The organism is Pseudomonas sichuanensis, from assembly GCF_003231305.1.
Lineage (GTDB): Bacteria > Pseudomonadota > Gammaproteobacteria > Pseudomonadales > Pseudomonadaceae > Aquipseudomonas > Aquipseudomonas sichuanensis.
In genome coordinates this window covers 73487-97895 of the sequence record NZ_QKVM01000020.1, presented here as the reverse complement: position 1 = coordinate 97895, position 24409 = coordinate 73487, and the positions used below count along the sequence as shown (strand labels likewise).

Sequence of the window (24409 nt, the reverse complement as noted above, 5' to 3'; positions counted from 1 at the left end):
CAGGGCGCTATAGCGCGTCAGCCGCGAGCCAGTTCGGCAAGGTGCGCGGTCACTTCCTCGCTCTTGAGCACCAGTACATCACCTTCGAGCGCGTCCAGCACCACTTCAGCGGTGTTACCGATCAAGGCTCCTGAAATGCCTGTCCGCGCCACGGTACCGATGATGGTCACCACAGCGTCGTACTTCTTCTCGGTAAAGGGAATCAGTACATCAGCCGGCCCCTCGGCTACGTGCAGGCGCTCCTCGCTGATGTCGAACTCTGCCTGGAAGGCCTTGCAGGCATCGCGATAGCGCTGCTCGATGGTCTCGGTAAGCTGGTAAACCGGGTCGGACGCGGACAGCATGGGCGAGGGGTGTGCGCTGATCACATGAAGCTCACCTTTGGCCAGGCTGGCAATGGCATAGCCATGGTCGATGATGCTCGTATGCAGCCTGCGGTGGTCTTCATCCTGGTTGCCCACATCCACCGCTGCCAGGATCACACCACCCGTCCACGGCCGCTCACTCTTGACCATCAGCACCGCGCAAGGGCACTGACGCAGCAGCTTCCAGTCGCTGGGCGTGAGCAGTGCCTTGCGCAGCGGGTTATCCGGCCGATGCTCCTTGATGACCAGCTCGCAACCTTCGGCCTGCTGCACGCTGATGATGGATTCGTGCAGCGTGTCGTGCCAGGCCTGCTCGTGGGTGACATTGTCATACCCGTCATCATGCAACTGGCTGCTGAGCAGGCTCAGCAGCGCACTGTGGTCATGCTTCTTGTCGCACATCAGCAGGTGCAGGCGAGCGCCGGTCACGCCGGCGATCAGCTTGGCCCGGGTCAGGGCGCGGCTGTGGGCGTGCTCGGGGTCGAGAACGACAAGGATGCTGCGAACGGCTTGCATGGCGTGAACTCCCTTCTGGATGGCGACCAATGCCTGACTATAGTCGGCGTACCTCCTGCCGCCGCTTGATATGCGTCAAGAATAGCCACTGGCACTCGAAGCTGGCGCCGGTATAATCGCCGGTCCTGCAGATATCTTTCGTGATTGTGAGTGTTATGTCCCAGATTCCTGAAATCGACGCCTTCCTCGGCTGCCGCACCCCAGACGCCTGGATCGAGGCGGCGCTGGCCGACCAGGAAACCCTGCTGATCGATCACAAGAACTGTGAATTCAAGGCGGCCAGCACGGCATTGAGCCTGATCGCCAAGTACAACACCCACCTTGACTTGATCAACATGATGTCGCGCCTGGCCCGTGAAGAGCTGGTGCACCACGAGCAGGTGCTACGGCTGATGAAGCGACGCGGTGTACCGTTGCGGCCGGTGTCGGCCGGGCGTTACGCCTCGGGTCTGCGTCGCCTGGTGCGTGCCCACGAGCCGGTGAAGCTGGTGGACACGCTGGTAGTGGGGGCTTTTATCGAGGCGCGCAGCTGCGAACGTTTTGCTGCCCTCGTACCGCACCTGGACGAAGAGCTAGGCACCTTCTACCACGGGCTGCTCAAGAGCGAAGCCCGGCACTATCAGGGTTACCTCAAGCTGGCCCATGTGTACGGCGATGAAGCCGAGATCGCCCGAGTCGTCGAACAAGTGCGCGAGGCGGAAGCCGAACTGATCAGCTCGCCCGACCAGGAGATGCGCTTCCACAGCGGCATCCCCATGGCCCGCGCGGCCTGACCGGCCGTTATTGGCGGCGCCCCAGCAGCAGGCCCACCACCAGCCCGAAGCCTGCGGAAATCGCCACCGTCTGCCACGGATGACCGCCGAGGTATTGCTCCGTGGCATCGACCACAGGTTGCGCCTTCTGGCCCAGGCGGCTGGTGGCGTCACGGGCCTGGCGCAGCTTGAGCCCCAGTTGGGCGCGCAGGCCGTCGGCATCTTCGCCGACCAGCGATGCACTGTCACTGAGCAGTTTTTCGGACTCCTCGATCAACGCCTGGAGTTCGCTGAACACTTGGTCCTTGATCTGTTCACCATTGTTTCGCGCGGCGGTATGCCTGGCCATGTACACGTCCTCGTGCAGAGTGGGGTTGAACAGTGGATGCCGTGGCGTCGGGAAAGTTGCAGCGACTTACCGACCCTCGGCCGCTACGGTGTAAGATAGCGCCCATTTTCCAGTGGCAGGTATTACCCATGAGTTTCAATCTGGCCAACATGAGCTTCGCGGAACGGGCGCAGATCGAGGCAGAGAAAGCGCGGTTGTTCCAATACTGGCAAGGCAATCTGGCCAAGGCCAAGGGTGAAGCAGGGCGGCTGATTGCAGAAAAGCCACGACGCAAGGGCAAGTGGGCGGAGTGGGTGCGTGCCGAACTGGACGGCATGTCGCCGCCCGAGTTCACCCAACTGGTGCGCAGCGAGGTCAACAAGCTGATGGCCGCCGCCAACGCCGGCCGCTGAGCCAGGGCACGCTCAACCGGCCCCGGCACCACCCAGGTCGAGCCACTCCTGCCGAGTGATCTCCCACACTTCCTGCGCCAGGCAACCGCTCACGAAGTTGCCTTGCCCAGTGCGCAGCAGGCGCATGCCGCCGCGCTGGGAAACCCGTCTGGACGCTTCATTGGGCGCCGCCTTGGGCACGCGCATCACCTCGCGCTGCAAGGTGTTGAACCAGAACCCATCGACCACCGCGCAGGCCTCTGTCATATAGCCCCGGCCCTGTTGGGCGGGTGCCAGCCAGAAACCGCGGTTGTTGTCGGGCAGGTCCATCAGGCTGATGCTGCCGATCAGTTGCTGCGGGCGTTCGAGCAGGCGGATCGACCAGTGCCACTCACACCCCGCAGCGATCGCCGGCAGGCAGATATCGCGCAGGTAGCGCAAGGCACCATCCTGCGGGTAGGGCCACGGCACCAGGGCATTCAGGTAGCGCACCACTTCCCAGTGGGGGAACAGTTGCTGGATGGCCTCTGCGTCGCTCAGTTGCAAGGGGCGCAGCAGCAGCCGGGCGGTTTTCAGTTCAGGCGTAGAAGACATTGGTAGCTCCTTTACCAATTCAGGATGTTTACCAGCCGGCTGCTGTGGCAGCAGGCAAATCCAGTTTGCCTTTGTCGGTGAAACGCACAGTACCCAGCGGGCCGCCGGCCAGTTTGCCGCGCAGCACATAAGGCAGCCCTTGCAGTGAATCCGCCCGGCTCAGGCCGTAGGCCTGGCGCAGAAAGGCGAAGGCGGTGACGCTCACCGGCACCACGATCACGGCTTCGTCATAGCGGCCGATGTGCCCACGCTGGTCACTCACGCCAGCCGCCAGGGGCTGGTCGTTGACCTCGAGATTGAGCGCGATGCCATTGAAGTCGACCGGTGTTTCGTTGGGGTTCTGCACGCGGATCTTCACCGCCATGCGGATCTCCAGGTCCTGGCCGGGCAGGGGGTCTATGCCGATCACACTGATGTTCAGGGGGTCGCGGTTCTGCAACAGCGCGCAGGCATTGAGGCCAAGGGCCAACAGCAGGATCAGGCAGCAGCGGACAAGCATGGCGTTCACAGCCTCGACTTACGGGCGAGCCTGCAGTGTGGCAAATGCACGGCGGCGTTGAAAGTACGGCGCGTTATGAAAGATACTGTTTCTCATTAACGCCCGATAATCTTTCCCGACGGCCTTTCACCTACCGATGCTGACGTCTCCCGTGTCCGGGCTGCTGGCAAGTTTCCAGGAGCATTACGACGACCTGCTGCAGTTCCTGACCCGGCGCATGCGCGACCGCCAGCGCGCCGCCGACGTGGCCCAGGAAACCTACCTGAAGCTGGTCAAAATCGACGCGCAGGCCGTTCAGGTGCTGCATGCCCGCAGCTTCATCTTTCGCGTTGCCGGCAACCTGGCGATCGACGCTCAGCGGCGTGAACAGCGGCTGGCAGCCAGCCACGATGACAGCGCTGGGGCAGGGGAGGTCGCATGCCCTGCACCCGCGCCGGAAGCCGCGTTGCTCGCACGCGAGCGCTTGCAGATACTCGACGAAGCGTTGTTGCAGTTGTCCGCCAATGCGCGCCAGGCGCTGCTGCTCAATCGCATCGAGGGCCTGACCCAGGCGCAGATCGCACAACGGCTGGGCGTTTCCGAGAGCATGGTGGCAAAATACATCGGCCAGGCCCTGCGCCATTGCCGCGACTGGCTCAAGCACAACCATGAATGACACCGCCGCCATGCCTGCACCTCACCCGCTCAGCGACCTTAGCGACGATGCCCTCGACTGGCAGGTCCTGCTGCATTCGGGCACGGCCACGGCGGCCGACCGGGCGCGCTACCAGCGCTGGTGCCAACTGAGCGCGGCCCATGCCGAGGCCGCTCGCGAAGCCCAGGCGCTGTGGCAGGACCTTGGTCACACCCCCACCGCACAAGCGCTCCAGCAGCCACCTGCACCGCGCAGATGGCGCCGGGTGTCTGCCATCGCCGCCTCGCTGGCGATGCTGATGGTCGGCTACGGCGCCTGGCAGCAGGTGCCGGTATGGGAGGCGGACTACCACACCAGCGTTGGCCAGCGGCAGAGCCTGACCCTGGCCGATGGCTCGCGGGTCACCCTCAACAGCGCCAGTGCCGTGTCGGTGGCGTACAGTGCCGACCAGCGCAAGGTGGTGCTGCAGGCCGGTGAAGCCCTGTTCGAGACGGTCGATGATCCCCGTCCGTTCGTGGTGGAGGCCGGCGGCGAGCCGGTCAGCGGCAGTGCGGCGGTGTTCAGCGTGCGCCGCCAACCTGAGGGCAACCGCGTGGTCCTGGCCCAGGGCGAGGCCCGAGTCGGCGGCCAAGTGCTTCAGCCGACGCCGGATGCCGGCGCCCAGACCGCCTGGCAGCGCGGCAAGCTGATCTTCAATGGCAAACCCCTGGGCCAGGTACTGGCCGAACTGGAGCGCTACCAGCATGGGCGTATCTTCATCCCCGACCAACAGCTTGCTGCCCTCCAGGTCAGTGGTGTGTTCGACCTCGACGACCCTCATGCGCTGTTGCGCACGCTTGAGCAACGGTACGGCCTGAAGGTCACCTACCTGCCGTTCCTGGCCGTGGTCTACTGACCCAGCTAGCGAAATCGAAATTTTTTTCATTTCGCACTGCAAGTTCATCGAAGCCAGATCGTCGTAGTGGCACTGATCAGCCAACCCTACCCAACTACGACTGTCTGGAAGCTCATTCGTGAAGGCTACGCCCACGCTCCCGTACCGCTTCAAACACGCCTTGCTGTCCTGCACCGCCCTGGCCGCACTGGCCGGGCCACTGCTGGTCGAGGCCGCCAGCGCCACGCCGGCCAGCGACGCCCAGGCCCGCCAGGTGCAGCTCGACCTGCCCGCTCAGCCATTGGACCAGGCGCTGACCGCATTTGCCGACCAGGCCGGCCTGCACCTGCTGTACACCACCGACGATGTGGCCGGCCTGCAGAGCCCGGCGCTGCAAGGCAGCTTCGGCATCGAGCAGGCCCTGCAGCAATTGCTCGCCGGCAGCGGCGTCAGTTATCGGTTCAACGACGCGCGCACCGTCACCCTGCGCAAGGCCCCGCCGCAGAGCGTCAGCCTCAAGCCCATCGAAGTCAGCGTGGCCTCGCGCACCAGCACCGCCATCAGCGAGATCCCCGGTACCGTGTGGGTCGTCGACCAGCAGCAGCTGCGCGAGCAGATCGACAGCGGCGTCAGCCTCAAGGAAGCGATCGGCAAGCTGGTTCCAGGCCTCGACCTGGCTCCGGAAGGCCGCACCAACTACGGCCAGAACATGCGCGGCCGTGATGTGCTGGTGATGATCGACGGCGTCAGCCAGAACAGTTCCCGGGGGCTGTCGCGCCAGTTCGACAGCATCTCGCCGTTCAACGTCGAGCGCGTTGAAGTGTTGTCCGGTGCCAGTGCCATCTACGGTGGCGGTGCCACCGGCGGCATCATCAATATCGTCACCAAGAAAGGCGAGCCGGGGCCTCTGCGTTTCGAAACGCAGTTGGGGGCCAGCAGCGGTTTCAATAACAGCGACGACCTGTCCACCCGCATCGCCCAGTCGATCAGCGGCGGCAACGAGCGGGTCAATGCCCGGCTGGGCGTCTCGGGCGAGCAGAACGAAGCCTTCTATGACGGCGCCGGTGAGCAGATCTTCATCGACAACACCCAGACCGACCTGCAGTACAACCGCAGCCTGGACATCCTCGGCACCCTCGGCCTGGCCCTCAGCGACGAGCAGAGCCTGGACCTGCTGGCCCAGTACTACGACTCCGGCAACCACGGCAGCACCGGCATCTACTTCCCCAACCTGAACTACAACGCGCCCTCCGACCTGGAGGACGCGGAGCTGCGCGGTGGCTATTCCTCTGACCTTGCGCCGCGCACCCGGCGCCTGCTGCTCAACGCCAACTACCACCACAGCGACGTGCTGGGCCAGGACTTCTACCTGCAGGCCTCGTACCGCAAGGAAGACGACAACTTCTACCCCTTCCCCTACTACAACACCGGCAAGCCCACCGGCTCGCGGGGTGTGTACTTTGCCGGCTCGCAGCAGAACTTCGAAGTCACCAGCCTCAAGGCGCTGTTCGCCAAGCAGTGGGACACCTTCAAGCTCACTTATGGCGTCGACCTCGACCGCGAGCGCTTCAACGCCGAACAGACCACCTTCGATGCCCGCACCTCGTCCGCCAGCGGCGGCCTGGCGCTGGACGAGGCGAGCAAGGCGGCGCGCTACCCCAGCTACCGGGTCGATGGCGTGTCGCTGTTCACTCAGCTGGACTGGCACCTCACCGATAGCCTGACCCTCTCCGGCGGTGCCCGGCGCCAGCAGATGGACGTGGATGTCAGCGACTTCAAGAACGTGCCCGGTGGCAGCAACGACTACCAGGTCAGCCTGTACAACCTCGGCGCCATCTACGACTTCAAGAACGGCCACCAGCTGTGGACCAACTACGGTGAAGGCTTCGAGCTGCCAGACCCGGCCAAGTACTACGGCAAGCCGGGCCTGTCGGTGGCCGACAACCCGCTGGCCGGGATCAAGAGCCGCCAGGTGGAGATGGGCTGGCGCTATGCCGACCTCGACTGGAATGCCCAGGCGGCGCTCTATTACACCTGGTCGGACAAGATCATCAATGTCGACAGCAAGACCCTCACCATCAATGTCGATGACCAGAAACGCCGTGATTATGGCTTTGAAAGCGCCCTGACCCGTTACTTCCAGAACGGTTGGGAAACCGGTGGCACCTTGCACCTGGTGCGTTCGCAAGAGGAGAGCGCCGACGGCGACTGGATCAAGCGCGATGCCCGCTATGCGTCGCTGTCCAAGGCCACCGCGTTCGTCGGCTGGAAGGGTGACGGGCGCAGTGCCCGGTTGCAGGCCAACCATGCCATCACCCTCAAGGATGATGCCCACCACCAGATCGACGGCTACACCACCTTCGACCTGCTGGGCAGCCAGGCCACCGGGTTCGGGACGTTCAGCGCCGGTATCCAGAACCTGTTCGACAAGCAGTACAGCACGGTGTGGGGCCAGCGAGCGACGCTGTTCTACTCACCGACCTACGGGCCGGCGTATCTGTATGACTATCAAGGGCGAGGGCGGACCTACACCCTGACCTGGAATCTGGCCTACTGACCGCCCGTTCGCCGGCCTGCCGGCGAACCACCCCTCAGCCGAACACCGCGAGCAGATCCTCGGCAAAGGCCCGTTGCGCTTCCCCCGGCACCTGGCCGCGATGCCGCGCCAAGGTAAACGGCACGATGAAATCCAGCCCGTTATCCAGCGCCCGCAACAGCCCTTGCGCCTCCCACGGCGCGGCGCAATGGCAGGGCAGGTAACCGATATGCCGGCCCGACAGCACCAGCGTCAGCACGCTGTCGATCTGCTCCGCCACCGCCATGCTGTGGCGGCTCTGGAACGGCTCGCCCTGCTTGAGAAAGCGATAGGGGTGGCGCACCTGGTCAACCTCCAGCAGCTGCTCCCGGCTGACATCGGCAGCCCCGAACAACGCATGCCCCGCACCGCAGTACAAGCGCTGGCGTTCATCGAACAGCGGTTGATAGTCGAACGCCGCCTGGTTGCCGGAAAAATAGCTGATCGCACAATCCAGCCGCTGCTCCAGCAACAGCCGTTCGAGTTCAGCAGGCGGGGCGCTGATCAGTTCCAGTTGCACGGCCTCGTCACGCTGGCGAAAACGCGCGATGGCCTGGGCGATGCGCAGGGTGACGCTGCTGTCCTGGTTCTCGGCAAGGCCGATGCGCACGCTGCCCAGCAGGCGCCCGGCCACGCCGTTGGCCTGTTGGCGAAACTGCTCGATCTGCAGCAGCAGGCCACGGCTCGCCTGCAACAGCAGTTCGCCTTTCTCGGTCAGGCGAAACCCCCCTTTGCCGCGGCTGCACAGGCGATAGCCCAGGCGCGTCTCCAGCTTGGCCATCTGCTGGCTGATGCTCGGTTGGCTGAGCCCGAGCACCCCCTGTGCGGCACTGAAGCCGCCAGCCTCGGCTACAGTCACGAACAGCCGCAGCAGGTGCAGGTCCAGGTCATGGAGTTGTCCAAGCATTACATTGCTCCAGGTGAATGTCAGCTTTACACAGTTGCCATTTTTGCAATGTAACCCGGCAGGCATGCTGGCGGCATCCACCCATTTGCCGAGGTGTCCGCCATGCGTCGAACGCTGTGCTTGCTGTCCCTGCTGATCGCCTTGCCACTGCAGGCCGAAGAGAAGGTCGTCAACCTCTACAGCTGGGCCGACTATGTCGCCCCGCAAACCCTGCAACGCTTCGAGCAGGAGACCGGTTACAAAGTCCGCTACGACACCTTCGACACCACCGAAGTGCTGGAAACCAAGCTGCTCACCGGCCGCAGCGGTTACGACGTGGTGGTGCCGTCGGCCACCGTGCTGGCCCGGGCGCTCAAGGCCGGCGCGCTGCAACCGCTGGATGCGCAGTCGATGCCAGGCTACGCCAGTCTCGACCCGGATCTTTTGGCCAAGCTGGCCGAAGCCGACCCGGGCAACCGCCATGCCGTGCCCTACACCTGGGGCACGCTGGGCCTGGGGGTGAACGTCGAGGCGGTACGCCAGCGCCTGGGCGATGTCCCCCTCGACAGCCTCGACCTGCTGTTCAAGCCCGAGTACGCCAGCCGCCTCAAGGACTGCGGGATCGCCATGCTCGACTCACCGCAGGAGGTGATCGGCCTCACCCTCAACTACCTGGGCAAGGACCCGTACAGCCAGGACAAGAAAGACCTGGACGCCGCCCAAGCCCTGCTGCAGCAGTTGCAGCCCTCGATCAGCTACGTGGCCAACGGCCGCCAGATCAACGACCTGGCCAACGGCAGCGTGTGCCTGGCACTCACCTACAACGGCGACGCCGCCACCGCCGCCGATCAGGCCCGGCGTGCCGGCAAGCCGTTCGAGCTGATCTACCGCATCCCCCGTGAGGGCACCCTGGTGTGGCAGGACAACCTGGTGATCCCCAAGGACGCCCCGCACCCCGAAGCCGCCCGGGCCTTCATCGCCTTCATGCTGCGTCCCGACTCGGTCGCCGCCCTGACCAACTCGCTGTTCTTCGCCAACGCCAACCAGGCTGCCACGCCGCTGGTGGATGAGGCGATCCGCACCGACCCGGACATCTACCCCCCGGCCGAAGTGCGTCAGCGCCTATTCGCCGACCGCAGCATGGCGCTGTCCGACCTGCGCCAGCGCAATCGCCTGTGGACCGCCTTCCGCAGCCGCCAATAACAACGACAACACCAGGAGACAGACCGTGGATCTCGCCCAGGACAACGACCAGGCCATCACCCGTGACAGCCTCTACGGCACCGCCGCCGAGAGTACCTACGCCGGCATCACCAGTTTTTCCCGGCGCCGCTACAGCCGCGATCTGCGCGGGGTCGACGTGGTGGTCAGCGGCGTGCCGTTCGACACCGCCACCAGCAACCGCCCGGGCGCGCGCTTCGGCCCACGGGCGATCCGCGCCGCCTCGGTGCAGCAGGCCTGGGCCCGGCACTGGCCGTGGGCGTTCGACCCGTTCGACCATCTGGCAGTGATCGATTACGGCGACTGTGCGTTCGACAGCGGCACGCCGGCGTCGGTACCCGACAGCATCGAGGCCCATGCCGAACGCATCCTCGAAGCCGGCTGCGCCATGCTCACCCTGGGCGGCGACCACTTCATCAGCTACCCGCTGCTCAAGGCCCACGCCCGCCGCCATGGCCCGCTGGCGCTGATCCACTTCGATGCCCACAGCGACACCTGGCCCGACGAGGAAGGCAAGCGCATCGACCACGGCACCATGTTCTGGCACGCCGCCCGCGAGGGGCTGGTAGACCCGGCGCGCTCGGTGCAGATCGGCCTGCGCACCACCAACGACGACAGCCAGGGCTTCGCCATCCTCGATGCCCGCCAGGTGCATCGCCAGGGCACCGAGGCGATCATCGCGGCGATTCGCCAGCGGGTGGGGGACATGCCCGTGTACCTGACCTTCGACATCGATTGCCTCGACCCGGCCTATGCGCCCGGTACCGGCACCCCGGTGTGCGGCGGCCTGAGCACGGTGCAGGCGCTGGAGATCCTCGGCGGCCTGCGCGGCATCAACCTGGTGGGGATGGACCTGGTGGAAGTGGCCCCGGCCTACGACCATGCCGACATCACCGCCTTGGCCGGGGCGACGCTGGCGATGGAGATGCTGTGCTTGTATGCGGCGCGGCACAAAGTGGGCTGAATTCACGCAGACGATCGCGGGGCAAGTCGCAGCGGCGCACCGCCACTCCCACGGTATGACTGTCCCAAGGGTTGGATTGATGTCCAACTTCCTGAGGGCAGTCCATAGCGTGGGAGCGGCGGTGCGCCGCTGCGACTTGCCCCGCGATGCGTGGAAAGACCCATACTGAAACATCACGAATCATCTCAATCCGCATTCTCGCTTTTGTGTCGAACCCTGCGCGTCTTAGGCTATCCAACCCTGGAGCGCGCCTTTTCGTACGGAGGTGAAGCATGAATCCCACACTGCCAGCCCTGGCCATCGGCCTGTTGCTGAGCCTGCCGCTGCAGGCCGCTCCCGTCGCGCCCGTGCAATTGGCCGCCAGCGACAGCAACAACCCCTACAACAGCCCGATCCAGCGCGCCAACCCCAACAGCCGTCAGGGCAGCGTGCCCGCCACCCCCCCGGTGCGCGGCCCCTCCACCCAACCCAACCCGCGCCCGCCGACCCTCGACAACCGGGGTATCGGCAACGGCGACAACCTGCGCCGCGAGCAGCGGGCGCCGAACCTGGAACCCACCCGGCCAGCGCGCGATTCGCTACGCGTGCCCTGAGCCCCTTCGAAGGATACGCGCATGACGCCACGCACCTGGTTGACCACCCTGGCCGCCGCCAGCCTGTTTCCCCTGCTGGCACACGCCGCCGCGCAGCAACAGTTTCCCAGCGAACAGGGCCCGCTGACCGTCAGCACCGTCGCCGACGGCCTGCGCAACCCCTGGGCCCTGGCCTTCCTGCCGGGTGGCACGGACATGCTGGTGACCGAGCGCCCCGGCAACTTGCGTATCGTCAGCGCCGAAGGCAAGGTCGGCCCGCCGCTGTCCGGTGTACCCAAGGTCTGGGCCGAAGGGCAGGGCGGGCTGCTCGATGTGGTGTTGTCACCGGAGTTCGCCAAGGACCATACGATTTACCTGTCGTTCGCCGAGGCAGGGGCCGACGGCAAGGCCGGCACGGCGGTGGGCCGTGGCCAGCTGTCGTCGGACAGGGCGCGGCTGGAGAACTTCACGGTGATCTTCCGCCAGCAGCCCAAGCTGTCGGTGGGCAACCACTTCGGCTCGCGCCTGGTGTTCGATCGCGACGGCTATCTGTTCATTGCCCTGGGCGAGAACAACCAGCGCCCCACCGCGCAGGACCTGGACAAGCTGCAAGGCAAGATCGTGCGCATCCTCCCCGACGGCAAAGTGCCCAAGGACAACCCCTTCGTCGGCCGCGACCAGGTGCGCCCGGAAATCTGGTCGCTGGGCCACCGCAACCAGCAAGGCGCCGCGCTCAACCCCTGGACCGGCAAGCTGTGGACCCACGAGCATGGCCCGCGCGGCGGCGACGAGATCAACATCCCGGAGCCCGGCAAGAACTACGGCTGGCCGCTCGCCACCCATGGCATCAACTACTCGTTGTTGCCGATCCCCGAGGCCAAGGGCAAGCATGTCGATGGCATGGTCGACCCGCACCATGTGTGGGAGAAATCGCCCGGCATCAGCGGCATGGCCTTCTACGACAGCCCGCGGTTCAAGGCCTGGGACCACAACCTGTTCATCGGCGCGTTGGCCACCCAGGAGCTGATCCGCTTGCAGCTCAAGGGTGACAAGGTGGTGCATGAAGAGCGCTTGCTGGGTGAGCTGAAGGCGCGTATCCGCGATGTGCGGGTGGGACCGGATGGCTACCTGTATGTGCTGACCGATGACAAGGATGGCGCCTTGTTGAAGGTGGGGTTGGAGGAAGGCTGATCCAGCCCATCGCGGGGCAAGCCCGCTCCCACGTGGGAGCGGGCTTGCCCCGCGATGGGGCTGAATCTGTCGTACCATGGCCCTTTCCCATCAGATCGCCCGGCATGACCCCCGAATCCCTCTACCATCAGGCCCTCGACGACCGAGGCTTCGTCCCCGACCCCGCCCAGGCCGCCGCCGTAGCCGCCCTGCAGGGCTGTTTCGACGCCCTGCACCAGCGTCAACCCACCCAGGGCCTGTACCTCTGGGGCCCGGTCGGCCGTGGCAAGACCTGGCTGATGGACCTGTTCCACCGTTGCCTGAAGGTTCCGGCCAGGCGCCAGCACTTCCACCATTTCATGGCCTGGGTCCACCAGCGGCTGTTCCAGCTCAATGGCACGGCCGACCCACTCAGGGCCCTGGCCAGCGGCCTTGCCGAAGAAATCCGGGTGCTGTGCTTCGACGAACTGTTCGTCAGCGATATTGGCGATGCGATCATTCTCGGTCGCCTGTTCCAGGTGCTGTTCGACCACGGCGTGGTCATCGTCGCCACCTCCAACCAGCCGCCTGCGCAGCTCTACCGTGATGGCTTCAACCGCGAACGCTTCCTCCCGGCCATCGCCGCCATCGAACGGCATATGCAGGTATTGGCGGTAGCGGGCGAGCAGGACCACCGCCTGCATCCGGGCGCCCAGCGCCAGCGTTACTGGGTTGTCGAACCCGGGCAGCCAAGCGCACTCGAAGCCGTGTTTCGCCAGTTGAGCCCAGAGGCGCCTGGCAGCGATCAGCCGTTGCAGGTCGGCGCCCGGCAGATCCGTGCGCTGCGCCATAGCCAGCACGCGCTCTGGTGCCACTTCAGCGATCTGTGCGAGCAGCCGCTGGCGGCGATGGATTTCATGGCCCTGTGCGACCGCTTCCCGGCGATCCTGGTCAGTGGCATCCCGGCCCTGGGTGGCGTACAGCAGGCCGGGCGCATTGCCCGCGGCACCGAAGATGGCGCCGTGCGCGTCGAGGCCGGTGATCGCCTGTTGCCGACGCTGGCGCCCAAGGATGACAGCGTGCGCCGCTTCATCGCCCTGGTCGACGAATGCTATGACCGGCGGGTGGCGCTGTACCTGGAAGCTGAGGTTCCACTGGATGCGCTCTACACTCAAGGGTATCTGGCGTTCCCGTACCAACGGACCCTGAGCCGGCTACGGGAGATGCAACTGCAACGCTTCGCCTGAAGGAGCCGACCATGCAGCCACTGTCGCAATACTTGCTGACCCAGGCCTACAACAATGGCTGGGCCAACCACCGTTTGTACAAGGCCTGCCTGCAACTGAGCCACGACGAGTTCGTCGCCCCGCGGTGCAGCTTCTTCCCTTCGATCAAGGCCACCCTCAACCACTTGCTGACGGTGGACTGGTTCTACCTCGATGCGCTGGAGTGCGAGCAGCGCGGCGAGGCGCCCGACCCGGATGGCGAGCGCTTCTTCCAGCCCGAGCAACCCTTCGTCACCTGCAGCGACCTGCAGGCGCAACAGGCCCAGGCCGACCAGCGGCTGATCAGCTATTGCCGGCAGTTGAGCGATGACCAGTTGGTGCGCTATGTGAGCATCGTGCGCCCTGAGCGGGTGCAGCGCGAGCAGCGTCTGCGCGTGTTGGCGCACCTGTTCGAGCACCAGATCCATCACCGCGGGCAGGTGCATGCCATGCTCAGCGATACGATGGTGAAGCCACCGCAGCTGGATGAATTCTTCTGCGAGGAGGAGGCGGGCCTGCGGGCGGATGATTTCGCCGAGCTGGGTTGGAGCGAAGAGCTGGTCTGGCCCAGATGAACGGGGCCGCTCTGTGCTGATTAGGGGGCGGTGAAAGGCGTTACCCGCTGTGAAACCAGCCCAGGGTAATCATCGCCACCACGATGTAGCGCCCGCCCTTGGCCAGGGTGACCAGCAGCAGGAAGCGCCAGAAGGGTTCGCGCATGATCCCGGCGATCAGCGTGAGCGGGTCGCCGATCACCGGCATCCAGCTCAGCAGCAGCGACCACTGCCCCCAGCGCTGGTAGCGCTGCTGTGCGCGCTCGAGCTGGCTGGCGCTGAACGGGAACCAGCGCTTGTCGCGCAGGTGCTCGATGGCCCGGCCCAGCAGCCAGTTGACGACAGAGCCCAGCACATTGCCCAGGGTGGCGATCAGCAGCAGGGTGGCCCAGGCCTCGGGCTGGCGCAGCAGCAGGCCGACCAGCACGGCTTCCGATTGCAGCGGCAGCAGCGTGGCGGCGCCGAAGGCGCTGAAGAACAGCGCCCAGAGGCTGAGCATCAGTAGTTGGCGACCACGGTGTCCTGGCCGTCGCGGGTGACGCCGATGACCTGGTAGGCATCCTTGTGGTCACCCATTTCCATGCCCGGCGAGCCCATGGGCATGCCGGGGACGGCGAGGCCCTTGAGGTCGTCGCGCTTGGCCAGCAGGCGCACCTGCTCGGCCGGTACATGGCCTTCGACGAACTTGCCGTTGATCACGCCGGTGTGGCACGACGCCAGGCGCGGCGCCACGCCCAGGCGCTGCTTGACCGCGCTCATGTTCGGTTCGACGTGGTCATTGACGGTGAAGCCGTTATCGCTCAGGTGCTTGATCCATTCCTTGCAGCAGCCGCAGTTGGGATCGCGGTACACGTCGATGGTTTCGCCGGCCTGGGCCAGGCCGGTGATGGCCAGCAGGCCGAGAGTGAGCAGGTGTTTGCGCAGCATGGTGAAACTCCTGTGGAACAAAATGCATCTTGTTGATCAGTGCGCACTACTGGCCCTGTGGGAGCGGGTTTACCCGCGAAAGCGTCAGTGAACCCATTGCCGCTTTCGCGGGTAAACCCGCTCCCACAGGGCCGGCGTTCAGCCTCAGAACCGTAAGCGGACCCCGGCGACCAAACGGGTCTGGCCAATATCTTCGCCATCTTCGCGGGCCTGATCGGCGCGGTTGCCGTGCAGGCGGTTGAAGCTGACGCCGACGTAGGGCGCAAAGCCGCGGGTGATTTCGTAGCGCAGGCGCAGGCCCACTTCGCTTTCGGCCAGGCCCGAACCCTGTTCGCGGCCAGCGTCGTTGCGCCCGAAGAAGTTGGCTTCGACGGTCGGCTCGAGGACCCAGCGATTGGTCAGCAGCATAGCGTAACCGGCCTCCAGGCGCAGCGCGGTCTGCTGTCGCTCGCCGGTGTAGGCAGTGGCCTCCAGTTCCAGGCCGTACAGCGGCGTGCCCTGTATGCCGAAGGCCGCCCAGCTCTGCCCGCTGGCGGGCTTGAAGTCCTGGCGCACGCCGCCGACCAGTTCCCACCAGGGGCTGATGGCATGCCCCCAAAGGGCCTGCAGTTCGGCTTTGTGGGTCTTGCCTTGTTCACGCTCGCCCTCGGTGCGCAGCCATAGGCGGTCGATGTCGCCACCCACCCAGGCCATGGCGTTCCAGTTCAGCGCGCTGCTGCTCTCGAAGTTCTGGTACTCCAGTTGGTCGACGATCACTGCCCAGTTGATGGCGCGGTCGTGTACCTGGTGACCGGGCAGCGGCGGGAAGGCCGCGCGGCGGTCGGCGTCGGTGATCACGGGCAAGGGGGTACGGGGTTGGGTGCTGGCGGGCGCGCCGTGATTCATCTGGCCATGGTCCATCTTGCCGTGGTCCATGGGCATGGCAGCGTGGTTCATCTGCCCGTGGTCCATGGGCATGGCGCCATGGCTCATGGGCTCCATCCCGGCGGCCAATGCCCGCTCGCTGGCCAGCAGGGCGAACAGGGCGATACCGGTGGCAATGCGGCGGTTGGTCATCTCATTCATCGACGCGTACCTCGCGGAACATGCCGGTTTCCATGTGATAGAGCAGGTGGCAGTGGTAGGCCCAGCGGCCCAGGGCATCGGCTGTGACGCGATAGCTGCGCCGGCTGCCCGGCGGCATGTCGAGGGTGTGCTTGCGCACCAGGAAGCGCCCCTGTTCATCCTCGAGGTCGCTCCACATGCCGTGCAGGTGGATGGGGTGGGTCATCATGGTGTCGTTGACCAGGGTGATGCGCACCCGCTCGCCGTACTTCAGACGCAAGGGTTCGGCGTCGCTGAACTTGATGCCGTCGAACGACCAGGCGAAGCGCTCCATGTGCCCGGTCAGGTGCAGCTCGATGTCCCGTGACGGTTCGCGGCCGTCCGGGTCGGGGTAGGGGCTGCGCAGGTCGGCGTAGGTCAGCACCCGGCGGCCGTTGTCGCGCAGGCCCAGGCCCGGGTCGGAAAGGTTGGGCCGTGGAGCCATGGTCTGCATGTCCACCAGCGGGTTGTCGGTTTCGCTGGCGGGGTGCTGCTGCATGCCCGACATGCCCGACATGCCCGACATGCCCGACATGGCTGAATGGTCCATGCCTGCCATATTGCCGTGGTCCATGGTGGCCATGTTCGAATGATCCATGCCGGCCATGCCGCCGTGGTCCATCCCGGCCATGTTCGAATGATCCATTCCGCCCATCCCGCCATGGCCCATGTCATCCATGGTCAACACTGGGCGCGGCTCGGGCGCGGGCACCGGTGCCTGCAGCCCGGCGGCGCGGGCCAGGGTGCCGCGGGCGTAGCCGGTGCGGTCCATGCTCTGGGCGTACAGGGTGTAGGCCGGCAAGTCGCCTACGGTCACCAGCACGTCATAGGTCTCGGCCACGGCGATGCGCAGCTCGTCCACGGTCACCGGGGTGACCGGCAGGCCGTCGGCGGCAATCACCGTCAGTTGCAAACCAGGGATGCGAAAGTCGAAGTAGGTCATCGCCGAGGCGTTGATCAGGCGCAGGCGAACGGTTTCGCCGGGCTGGAACAGGCAGGTGAAGTTGCCGTCCGGCGGCTGGCCGTTGAGCAGGTAGGTGTAGCTGGCAGCGCTGATGTCGGCCAGATCGGTCGGGCTCATGCGCATTTTGGCCCAGGCCCAGCGATTGTCCGTCGCGTTGGCGAAACCCTTGTCTGCCACATCGTCGATGAAGTCGCCGACCGTGCGCTTGTTGTAGTTGAAGGCATCGGACTGCTTCTTCAGCGTCGCCATCAGGTCTTGCGGCGCCTGGTCCGACCAGTCGCTGAGCAGCAGCACATGGTCGCGCTGGTACTGATGCGGCTCGGGTTCGCGCGGTTCGATGACGATGGCGCCGTACACCCCGGCCTGTTCCTGCAGCCCGGAATGGCTGTGGTACCAGTAGGTGCCACTCTGCTTCAGGGTGAACTGGTACAGGTAATCGCCGCCCGGTTCGATGCCGGCGAAGCTCAGGCCCGGCACGCCGTCCATGTTGGCCGGCAGGATGATGCCGTGCCAGTGGATCGAGGTGTCCTGGTCCAGGCGGTTGCGCACCCGCAGGGTCACGGTGTCGCCTTCGCGCCAGCGCAATTGCGGGCCGGGCAGGCTGCCATTGATGGTCAGCGCGGTGCGTGGCTTGCCGGTGATGTTGACCGGGGTCTGGCCGATGAACAGCTCGAACTGCTGGCCGCTGAGGTCGTGCAGCGGCAGGCGGCCCTCGGCGGCCTGGGCCAGCGGGCGCCACAGGCCGAGGCCGGCCAGGGCGGTGGCGGCGCCCAGGCCCTTGACGAAGGTGCGGCGGGTGGGGGTAGGTGGCATGGCGTGGTCTCGGTGGTGGCCGTCGCCCCCATCGCGGGGCAAGCCCGCTCCCACGTGGGAGCGGGCTTGCCCCGCGATGGCCTGCGGACAGCCCGGAGGTGAGCCACGATCCTCGCCGCCAGCGCCTGTCATTCACCTGAGGCGTGCATTACAGATTTGTCAGGCAGGCACCTCGGCGTTGCCCAGGTCACGCATCAGCAGGCCGAATTCCAGCGACACCTGTTCGGGGATCGGCAGGTACACCACGTGGCCATCGCCGGGCGCCACTTCGATCGCCTGCTGCTGGCGGTCGTGCAGGCGGTGCAGGTCGAAGTGATAGTTGCCGCGTGGGGTCATCAGCTCCAGGTGGTCGCCCACGGCGAAGCGGTTCTTCACTTTCACTTCGGCCAGGCCGTCAACCCGCACGCCGGTCAGCTCGCCCACGAACTGCTGGCGCTCGGACACCGAATTGCCGCGCTGGTAGTTCTGGTACTCGTCGTGCACGTGGCGGCGCAGGAAACCCTCGGTGTAGCCGCGCTGGGCGAGGGATTCGAGGTTGCCCATCAGGCCTCGGTCGAACGGCCTTCCGGCCACCGCGTCGTCGATGGCCTGGCGGTACGACTGCACTGCCCGGGCACAGTAGAAGTGCGACTTGGTGCGGCCCTCGATCTTCAGCGAGTGCACGCCCATCTGCGCCAACCGCTCGACATGCTGGATGGCGCGCAGGTCCTTGGCGTTCATGATGTAGGTGCCGTGCTCGTCCTCGAAGGCCGGCATCTCTTCGCCCGGGCGGTTGCTCTCCTGCAGCAGGAACACCTGGTCGGTGGGCGTACCCAGCCCCAGGGTCGGTTCGAACTCACGCACGATTTCGCCGGTGGCGTTCTCGGTGGCCGGGGTGGCCTGGTACTTCCAGCGGCAGGCGTTGGTGCACGAGCCCTGGTTGGCGTCGCGCTTGTTCAGGTAGCCCGACAGCAGGCAGCGCCCGGAGTACGCCATGCACAACGCGCCGTGGACGAACACTTCCAGTTCCATCTGCGGCACCTGCTGGCGGATCTCTTCGATCTCTTCCAGCGACAGCTCCCGCGACAGGATCACCCGCGTCAGCCCCATCTGCTGCCAGAACTGCACGCTGGCCCAGTTCACCGTATTGGCCTGCACCGAGAGGTGGATGGCCATCTGCGGGAAGTGCTGGCGCACCAGCATGATCAGCCCCGGGTCGGACATGATCAGCGCGTCCGGGCCCATTGCGATCACCGGCGCCAGGTCCTTGAGGAAGGTCTTGAGCTTGGCATTGTGCGGGGCGATGTTGACCACTACATAGAAGCGTTTGCCCTGAGCCTGGGCCTCCTGGATACCGCGTGCCAGGTTGGCGTGGTCGAATTCGTTGTTGCGCACCCGCAGGCTGTAGCGCGGCTGGCCGGCGTACACCGCGTCGGCGCCGTAGGCGAAGGCGTAGCGCATGGTCTTCAGGGTGCCGGCGGGGGCGAGCAGTTCGGGCTTGGCGGGTGGGGTCATGGGTGCGCACCAGGGGCAAAAGGCGCGGATGCTACGGCGGCGGCGTCGCGGCGGTATTGATCTGGGTCAACGGCACTTTTGCGGTTATGGCGCGCACTAAAGTGTTGAGCCCCTGAGGAATGCCCATGAACGAGACCGTGTTGCAGAACAAGGCCCTGACTGCGCTGCTGGCGCTGGTGACCATTGCCTTCATCTGGATTCTCTTGCCGTACTTCGGCGCGATCTTCTGGGCGGTGGTGCTGGGCATCCTCTTCGCGCCGTTGCAGCGTCGTCTGCTGTTGCGCCTGGGTGGGCGGCGCAACCTGGCGACGTCACTGGCACTGGTGGTCTGCCTGCTGATCGCGGTGCTGCCGGTGATCATCATCAGCACGCTGCTGGTGCAGGAGGGCGCGGCGCTGTACCAGCGCGTGGAGAGCGGCCAACTGGACATTGCCGGCTACATCGAGCGCGGCAAGGACATGCTCCCGAACTTTGCCCAGCATGCCCTGGACCGCATGGGCATGGGCAACCTCGACGGCCTGCGCGACAAGATCACCAAGTGGGCCACCCAGGGTAGCCAGTTCCTTGCAGGCCAGGCGTTCAGCTTCGGGCAGGGTACCTTCGAGTTCCTGGTGAGCTTCGGCATCATGCTCTACCTGCTGTACTTCTTCCTGCGCGAGGGCGCCGAGGTGGCGCGCAAGGTACGCCAGGCCGTGCCGCTGCCCGAGCAGCAGAAGCGCCGCCTGCAGCTGAAGTTCAATCGTGTGGTACGCGCCACGGTCAAGGGCAACCTGCTGGTGGCGATTACCCAGGGCGCATTGGGCGGGTTCATCTTCTGGGTGCTGGATATCCCCAGTGCGCTGATCTGGGCGGTGCTGATGGCGTTTCTGTCGCTGCTGCCGGCGGTGGGCGCAGGGATCGTCTGGGCGCCGGTGGCGGCCTATTTCATCCTGACCGGGGCGACCTGGCAGGGCATCGTGCTGACGGCTTTTGGGGTACTGGTGATCGGGCTGGTGGACAACCTGTTGCGGCCGATCCTGGTGGGCAAGGACACGCGCATGCCGGACTACCTGGTGCTGGTGTCCACCTTGGGCGGGCTGGCGGTATTCGGGCTCAATGGCTTTGTGATCGGGCCGTTGATCGCGGCGTTGTTCGTGTCCAGCTGGGCGATCTTTGCCTCGACCAAGCCGCAGGTGCAGTTGCCGTCCTGAAAGGGCCATTCGCGGGTAAACCCGCTCCCACAGGGAACTGCACGAAACCTGTGGGAGCGGGTTTACCCGCGAATGGGCTGCATCGAAGCCACAAACTGTTTATCGGAAGCTGTAAGAAACGCCCAGATATGCGGCGAACCCTTCCCCCGGCGTCGAACGGGCGACATCCTTGCCGCCATCGTCATACCCCGGCGTCACCGTCGCCGCATAGCGCTTGTCGGTCAGGTTGCGCAGGTCCAGCCAGGTCTGCCAGTCACGTTTCGGCGAATCCCAGCCCAACCGCGCGCCGAGCAGGGCATAGGCGTCGGCGGGGTAGCTGTTGGCATAGTCCACCTGCACCTTGGAGGCCATCTGCGTATTCACCCCGGCGTAGAAACCGCTCGGCCAGTCGTAGCGCAGTTCGGCCTGGTAGTAGTGCATGGGGATGCCGGGCAGGCGGTTGTCGCCGAACTTGTCGTCGTCGCGGTAGTGGAAGTCGCTGAAGGTGTAGGCCTGGCGCAGGCTCAGCTTGCCAGTGCCGGGCTGCTCCCAGAGCGTGCTGTCCAGGCCGGCTTCGACGCCCTGGTGCACCGTGGGGCTGGCGTTGAACTCCTTGGGCAGCGCCCCTTGCACGATCTCCACGGCCAGCAGTTCATGGCGAACCTGCGAGTAGTACCAGGCCAGGTCCCAACGGCCCAGCGCCGAATCGCCGCGTGCGCCCAGCTCCAGGGTGGTGGCGGTCTGGTTCTGCATCTCGATCGGCTGGGTCGCCGATGTCGAACTCCAGATCAGCGACCACGGGTGCGGCGGCTCCACCGAACGGCTGAGGTTGCCGTACACCTGCAGGTCCGGGCGGATGTCGTAGCGCAGGCCCACGCGCGGCGCGTAGTCCCAGTCGTGCTGGCTGACCTTGCCGCCCGTGGCGGGGTAGCTCACGTCGCTCTCGCGGCGGGTGTAGATCGCTGCCAGCCCGGTGGTCAGCCACAGGTCGGGGATCAGCTCGAGGTCGTTGCCCACGTGCAGCACGGTGTCCGAACCCTGGTAGCTGAAGTCGCGGCTGCGCGCGCCGAAGTTGTCGCCGCCGCTGCGGGCGAACTGCGAGGCACCGCTGTTGGGCAGGTGCTTGGTGGTGCGCCAGCCGAGCGTGGTCTTGCTCTCGTGGCCGAACAGGGTGTCGCGACGCACGTAGTTCAGGGTGCCGCTGACATCGGTGTAGGCGACCTTCAGGCGCATCGGGCCTTCGCGCAGGTCCATGGGGAAGTCGTGATAGACCAGCCCGGCCTCCAGGCGCGAATCGTCGTCGAGGAAGAAGGTGGTCTTGTTGCCCACCCAGGTGCTGCCCGGCTGCGGGCGGCTGTCGTCACGGGCCAGGTAGGCGGCGTTGGCCGCGCGCGGGTCGTGCTTGATCTGGTCCTTGGTCAGGCGCCCGGCCAGGTCGTTCTCGGTTTCACGGTAGCGCAGGTAGAAGCGCGTTTCCAGGTTCGGGTTGAAGCGGTAGCCAAGGTTGGCGGCGATGCCCTTGGCGCTGCCGCTGCTGTGGGCCTGGTAACCGTCGTATTCCGAGTCGGTCAGGGCCACGTAGTAGTCGAGGTTGCCCAGCACCTGGCCGCTGCTGACATGCCGGTGCTGGTAGCCGCGGCTGCCGACCTCGTAGCGCACCTGCAAGGGCGCGGCATCGTAGCCGGTATGGGTGACGTAGTTGATCGCCCCTCCCAGGGCCAGCGAACCCTGGTCGAAACCGTTGGCGCCGCGCAGCACTTCGGCGCGGCTCAGCCACAGTGGCTCGAACAGTTCATAGGGGGTGCCGCCTGGGCCGGTCAGCGGCAGGCCGTCGAACATTGTGTATACGCCGGAGCCGTGGGCGCCCGGCGCCCGGTTGATGCCCGAGCCGCGGATCGACAGCTTGATGCCGTCGTTGCCGGCCGACTGGGCGAAGACTCCGGGCTGGTAGGCGAGCACGTCCTGGTTGCTGGCCACCCGGCCCTGGCCCACCTTGTCCATGTCCACCAGGTTGCTGGCGCCGGGGATTTCGTGCAGACGCTCGGCGGCGGCTTCCAGTTCGGATTGCTGCTGGTCCTGGATCAGCACCTGGTCGAGTTCGACGCGGTTGGCGGCCTGGGTGGCGCCGGCGACGAACAGCGCCAGCAGGGAGTAGGGCAGGGTGGGGCGCATGGGGGCGAGGTTCCAGATCGAGTGCGGGAGTCTGACGCTGCAAAAGGCAGACGAAGCACAGTGGTCGATCTGTAATGGCAATCGCGGGGCAAGCCCGCTCCCACGGCTCGGTCGCAATAGGGCCCCAAAAAAGAAACCCCGCCGAGGCGGGGTTTCTGGTGACGCTAGCAGCCGATCAACCGATCAGTTGCAGGCCAGCCTGTTGCACCATTTCCAGCAGTGGCTGCGGGTACACACCCAGCACGAAGGCAAGAATGGCGATGGCCAGCAGCATCACGCCGCCGGTGCGCTGTTCCCACTTCAGCGGGGCGTCGTGGCGACGCAGGTTCGGCTCGACCAGGTACAGGGTGACCATGACGCGCAGGTAGTAGTACACGCCGATGGCACTGCCCAGCACCAGGGCGCCGACCAGCCACCACAGCTGCGACTCGACACCGGTGGCGATGATGTAGAACTTGCCGATGAAGCCCGCCGTCAGCGGGATACCCGCCAGCGACAGCATCATCACGGTCAGCACCGCGGTCAGGTACGGACGGCGCCAGAACAGGCCGCGGTACTCGTATAGGGCGTCGGCGTCACGGCCGGCGTAGGGCGAGGACATCAGGGTGATCACGCCGAAGGCGCCGAGGCTGGTGATCACGTAGGTGACCAGGTACACACCCATGGCTTCCATGGCCAGGCCCTTGCTGGCGACCAGGGCGATGACCAGGTAGCCGAAGTGGGCGATGGACGAGTAACCGAGCAGGCGCTTGAGGTTGCTCTGGGTCAGCGCCAGCAGGTTGCCGATCAGGATCGAGGCCACGGCGATGACCGCCAGTACGGTGCTCAGCACGCCGCTGCTGGCGGCAGGGGAGAGCATGAACAGGCGCACGACCACGGCGAACACCGCGACCTTGCTGGCGGTGGCCAGGAATGCGGCCACCGGCGCCGGGGCGCCTTCGTACACATCCGGGGTCCACAGGTGGAACGGCACCAGCGACAGCTTGAACGCCAGGCCGACCAGCATCATGCCCAGGCCCAGCTGGGCCAGCAGGCTTGGCATGCTGGTGGCGGCCAGGGCTTTGCCCAGCTGATCGAAGGTCAAGCTGCCGGCGTCGGCGTACAGCAGCGCCATGCCGAACAGCAGGAAGGCAGAACCGGCGGCCGACAGCACCATGTACTTGATGCCGGCTTCCAGCGAGCGCTTGTTGAAGAACGCATACGCCACCAGGCCGTAGACCGGCACCGACAGCAGCTCCAGGCCGATGAACAGGCCGGCCAGGTGGTTGGCGCTGACCAGCACCAGGCCGCCCAGTGCCGACATCAGCAGCAGCAGGTAAAGCTCTTCACGGTTGCCCGGGAAGCCCTTGGAGCCTTCGCCCAGATAAGCGTGGGCGAGGGTCACGCAGGCCAGCGTCGCCACCAGCACGATGGCCATGTACAGGCAGGCGAACTTGTCGATGGTGACCAGCGAAGTCACCGCCAGCGGTGCAACCTTCAGTGCCGGCAGGATCGACAGCAGGGCCAGGTTCAGGCCCACGGTGGACAGCAGGAACGTCTGCGAGTGGTTGCGCTTCCAGGCGATCGCCAGCATCACCACCACCGTGGTGATGGTGGTGATCAGCATCGGCGCCAATGCGATGAAGTGTTGAGTGGTGAATTCCATAG

General features: G+C 65.7%; 23 protein-coding genes and 1 pseudogene. 12 read left to right on the top strand and 12 right to left on the bottom strand.

Annotation, left to right across the window (positions count from 1 at the left end):
• Positions 1 to 17 precede the first annotated feature (17 nt).
• Entirely contained in the window at positions 18 to 881 is an 864-nt protein-coding gene (locus tag DM373_RS12970) for a universal stress protein (protein WP_110993963.1), read from the bottom strand.
• Between the two features lie 155 nt (positions 882 to 1036).
• On the opposite strand from DM373_RS12970, the gene DM373_RS12965 reads away from it, so the two are divergent.
• The gene (locus tag DM373_RS12965) at positions 1037 to 1654 is read left to right on the top strand and encodes a MiaE family protein (RefSeq protein ID WP_110993962.1); all 618 of its coding nucleotides are present in this window, start codon (positions 1037 to 1039) and stop codon (positions 1652 to 1654) included.
• 7 nt (positions 1655 to 1661) lie between these two features.
• Here the strand turns inward: DM373_RS12965 and DM373_RS12960 are convergent, their stop codons facing one another.
• Positions 1662 to 1982, bottom strand: coding sequence for an ElaB/YgaM/YqjD family protein (locus DM373_RS12960; RefSeq protein WP_110993961.1), 321 nt, complete (start codon positions 1980 to 1982; stop codon positions 1662 to 1664).
• A gap of 128 nt (positions 1983 to 2110) precedes the next feature.
• On the opposite strand from DM373_RS12960, the gene DM373_RS12955 reads away from it, so the two are divergent.
• A complete protein-coding gene (locus DM373_RS12955) occupies positions 2111 to 2374 on the top strand; it encodes a hypothetical protein (RefSeq protein ID WP_110993960.1) in 264 nt (87 codons plus the stop codon).
• Positions 2375 to 2386: 12 nt separating this feature from the next.
• Here the strand turns inward: DM373_RS12955 and DM373_RS12950 are convergent, their stop codons facing one another.
• Together DM373_RS12950 and DM373_RS12945 are read right to left on the bottom strand one after the other, a co-directional pair.
• The gene (locus DM373_RS12950; RefSeq protein ID WP_110993959.1) at positions 2387 to 2947 is read right to left on the bottom strand and encodes a GNAT family N-acetyltransferase; all 561 of its coding nucleotides are present in this window, start codon (positions 2945 to 2947) and stop codon (positions 2387 to 2389) included.
• A gap of 28 nt (positions 2948 to 2975) precedes the next feature.
• The gene (locus tag DM373_RS12945) at positions 2976 to 3446 is read right to left on the bottom strand and encodes an LEA/WHy family protein (protein WP_110993958.1); all 471 of its coding nucleotides are present in this window, start codon (positions 3444 to 3446) and stop codon (positions 2976 to 2978) included.
• 136 nt (positions 3447 to 3582) lie between these two features.
• Between DM373_RS12945 and DM373_RS12940 the strand changes: the two are divergent.
• From DM373_RS12940 to DM373_RS12930, 3 genes and pseudogenes are all read left to right on the top strand, one after another.
• Positions 3583 to 4089: pseudogene (locus DM373_RS12940) on the top strand (RNA polymerase sigma factor); the annotation flags it as partial.
• 4 nt (positions 4090 to 4093) lie between these two features.
• A complete protein-coding gene (locus tag DM373_RS12935) occupies positions 4094 to 4975 on the top strand; it encodes a FecR family protein (RefSeq protein ID WP_244215072.1) in 882 nt (293 codons plus the stop codon).
• Between the two features lie 118 nt (positions 4976 to 5093).
• Positions 5094 to 7511 (top strand): TonB-dependent receptor, encoded by a 2418-nt coding sequence (locus DM373_RS12930; protein WP_110993957.1) that lies wholly within the window; start codon positions 5094 to 5096, stop codon positions 7509 to 7511.
• 34 nt (positions 7512 to 7545) lie between these two features.
• Here the strand turns inward: DM373_RS12930 and DM373_RS12925 are convergent, their stop codons facing one another.
• On the bottom strand, positions 7546 to 8436 hold the full coding sequence (locus DM373_RS12925; RefSeq protein ID WP_110993956.1) for a LysR family transcriptional regulator: 891 nt from the start codon (positions 8434 to 8436) through the stop codon (positions 7546 to 7548).
• A gap of 102 nt (positions 8437 to 8538) precedes the next feature.
• Between DM373_RS12925 and DM373_RS12920 the strand changes: the two genes are divergently transcribed.
• The 6 genes from DM373_RS12920 (at position 8539) to DM373_RS12895 (ending at position 14161) form a co-directional block, all read left to right on the top strand.
• Positions 8539 to 9618, top strand: coding sequence for an extracellular solute-binding protein (locus tag DM373_RS12920; RefSeq protein ID WP_110993955.1), 1080 nt, complete (start codon positions 8539 to 8541; stop codon positions 9616 to 9618).
• A gap of 25 nt (positions 9619 to 9643) precedes the next feature.
• Positions 9644 to 10600 carry an agmatinase gene (gene speB / locus DM373_RS12915; protein ID WP_110993954.1) on the top strand — a complete coding sequence of 319 codons (957 nt, stop codon included), beginning with the start codon at positions 9644 to 9646 and terminating at the stop codon, positions 10598 to 10600.
• 272 nt (positions 10601 to 10872) lie between these two features.
• Positions 10873 to 11193, top strand: coding sequence for a hypothetical protein (locus DM373_RS12910; protein WP_110993953.1), 321 nt, complete (start codon positions 10873 to 10875; stop codon positions 11191 to 11193).
• A 21-nt stretch (positions 11194 to 11214) separates the two neighbouring features.
• A complete protein-coding gene (locus tag DM373_RS12905) occupies positions 11215 to 12363 on the top strand; it encodes a PQQ-dependent sugar dehydrogenase (protein ID WP_110993952.1) in 1149 nt (382 codons plus the stop codon).
• A gap of 104 nt (positions 12364 to 12467) precedes the next feature.
• Complete coding sequence (zapE, locus tag DM373_RS12900; protein ID WP_110993951.1) at positions 12468 to 13568, top strand: cell division protein ZapE; 1101 nt, start codon at positions 12468 to 12470, stop codon at positions 13566 to 13568.
• An 11-nt stretch (positions 13569 to 13579) separates the two neighbouring features.
• Positions 13580 to 14161 carry a DinB family protein gene (locus DM373_RS12895; RefSeq protein ID WP_110993950.1) on the top strand — a complete coding sequence of 194 codons (582 nt, stop codon included), beginning with the start codon at positions 13580 to 13582 and terminating at the stop codon, positions 14159 to 14161.
• Between the two features lie 40 nt (positions 14162 to 14201).
• Here the strand turns inward: DM373_RS12895 and DM373_RS12890 are convergent, their stop codons facing one another.
• The 5 genes from DM373_RS12890 to trhP form a co-directional block, all read right to left on the bottom strand.
• Positions 14202 to 14639: a YqaA family protein gene (locus DM373_RS12890; RefSeq protein ID WP_110993949.1), complete on the bottom strand. Its 438-nt coding sequence runs from the start codon at positions 14637 to 14639 to the stop codon at positions 14202 to 14204.
• Positions 14639 to 15067, bottom strand: a complete 429-nt coding sequence (locus DM373_RS12885; protein WP_110993948.1) for a DUF411 domain-containing protein — start codon at positions 15065 to 15067, stop codon at positions 14639 to 14641. Before DM373_RS12885 ends, DM373_RS12890 begins: the two co-directional genes overlap by 1 nt.
• A gap of 144 nt (positions 15068 to 15211) precedes the next feature.
• Positions 15212 to 16132, bottom strand: coding sequence for a copper resistance protein B (locus DM373_RS12880; protein ID WP_110993947.1), 921 nt, complete (start codon positions 16130 to 16132; stop codon positions 15212 to 15214).
• Entirely contained in the window at positions 16125 to 17927 is a 1803-nt protein-coding gene (locus DM373_RS12875) for a copper resistance system multicopper oxidase (protein ID WP_110993946.1), read from the bottom strand. The genes DM373_RS12880 and DM373_RS12875 overlap by 8 nt, the downstream gene beginning before the upstream one ends.
• Positions 17928 to 18086: 159 nt before the next feature.
• Complete coding sequence (trhP, locus tag DM373_RS12870; protein ID WP_110993945.1) at positions 18087 to 19421, bottom strand: prephenate-dependent tRNA uridine(34) hydroxylase TrhP; 1335 nt, start codon at positions 19419 to 19421, stop codon at positions 18087 to 18089.
• Between the two features lie 125 nt (positions 19422 to 19546).
• Between trhP and DM373_RS12865 the strand changes: the two genes are divergently transcribed.
• Entirely contained in the window at positions 19547 to 20611 is a 1065-nt protein-coding gene (locus DM373_RS12865; protein ID WP_110993944.1) for an AI-2E family transporter, read from the top strand.
• A 99-nt stretch (positions 20612 to 20710) separates the two neighbouring features.
• Here the strand turns inward: DM373_RS12865 and DM373_RS12860 are convergent, their stop codons facing one another.
• Both DM373_RS12860 and nuoN read right to left on the bottom strand, forming a co-directional pair.
• Positions 20711 to 22762: a TonB-dependent receptor family protein gene (locus DM373_RS12860; protein WP_110993943.1), complete on the bottom strand. Its 2052-nt coding sequence runs from the start codon at positions 22760 to 22762 to the stop codon at positions 20711 to 20713.
• 175 nt (positions 22763 to 22937) lie between these two features.
• A complete protein-coding gene (gene nuoN, locus DM373_RS12855) occupies positions 22938 to 24407 on the bottom strand; it encodes an NADH-quinone oxidoreductase subunit NuoN (protein WP_110993942.1) in 1470 nt (489 codons plus the stop codon).
• Positions 24408 to 24409 lie beyond the last annotated feature (2 nt).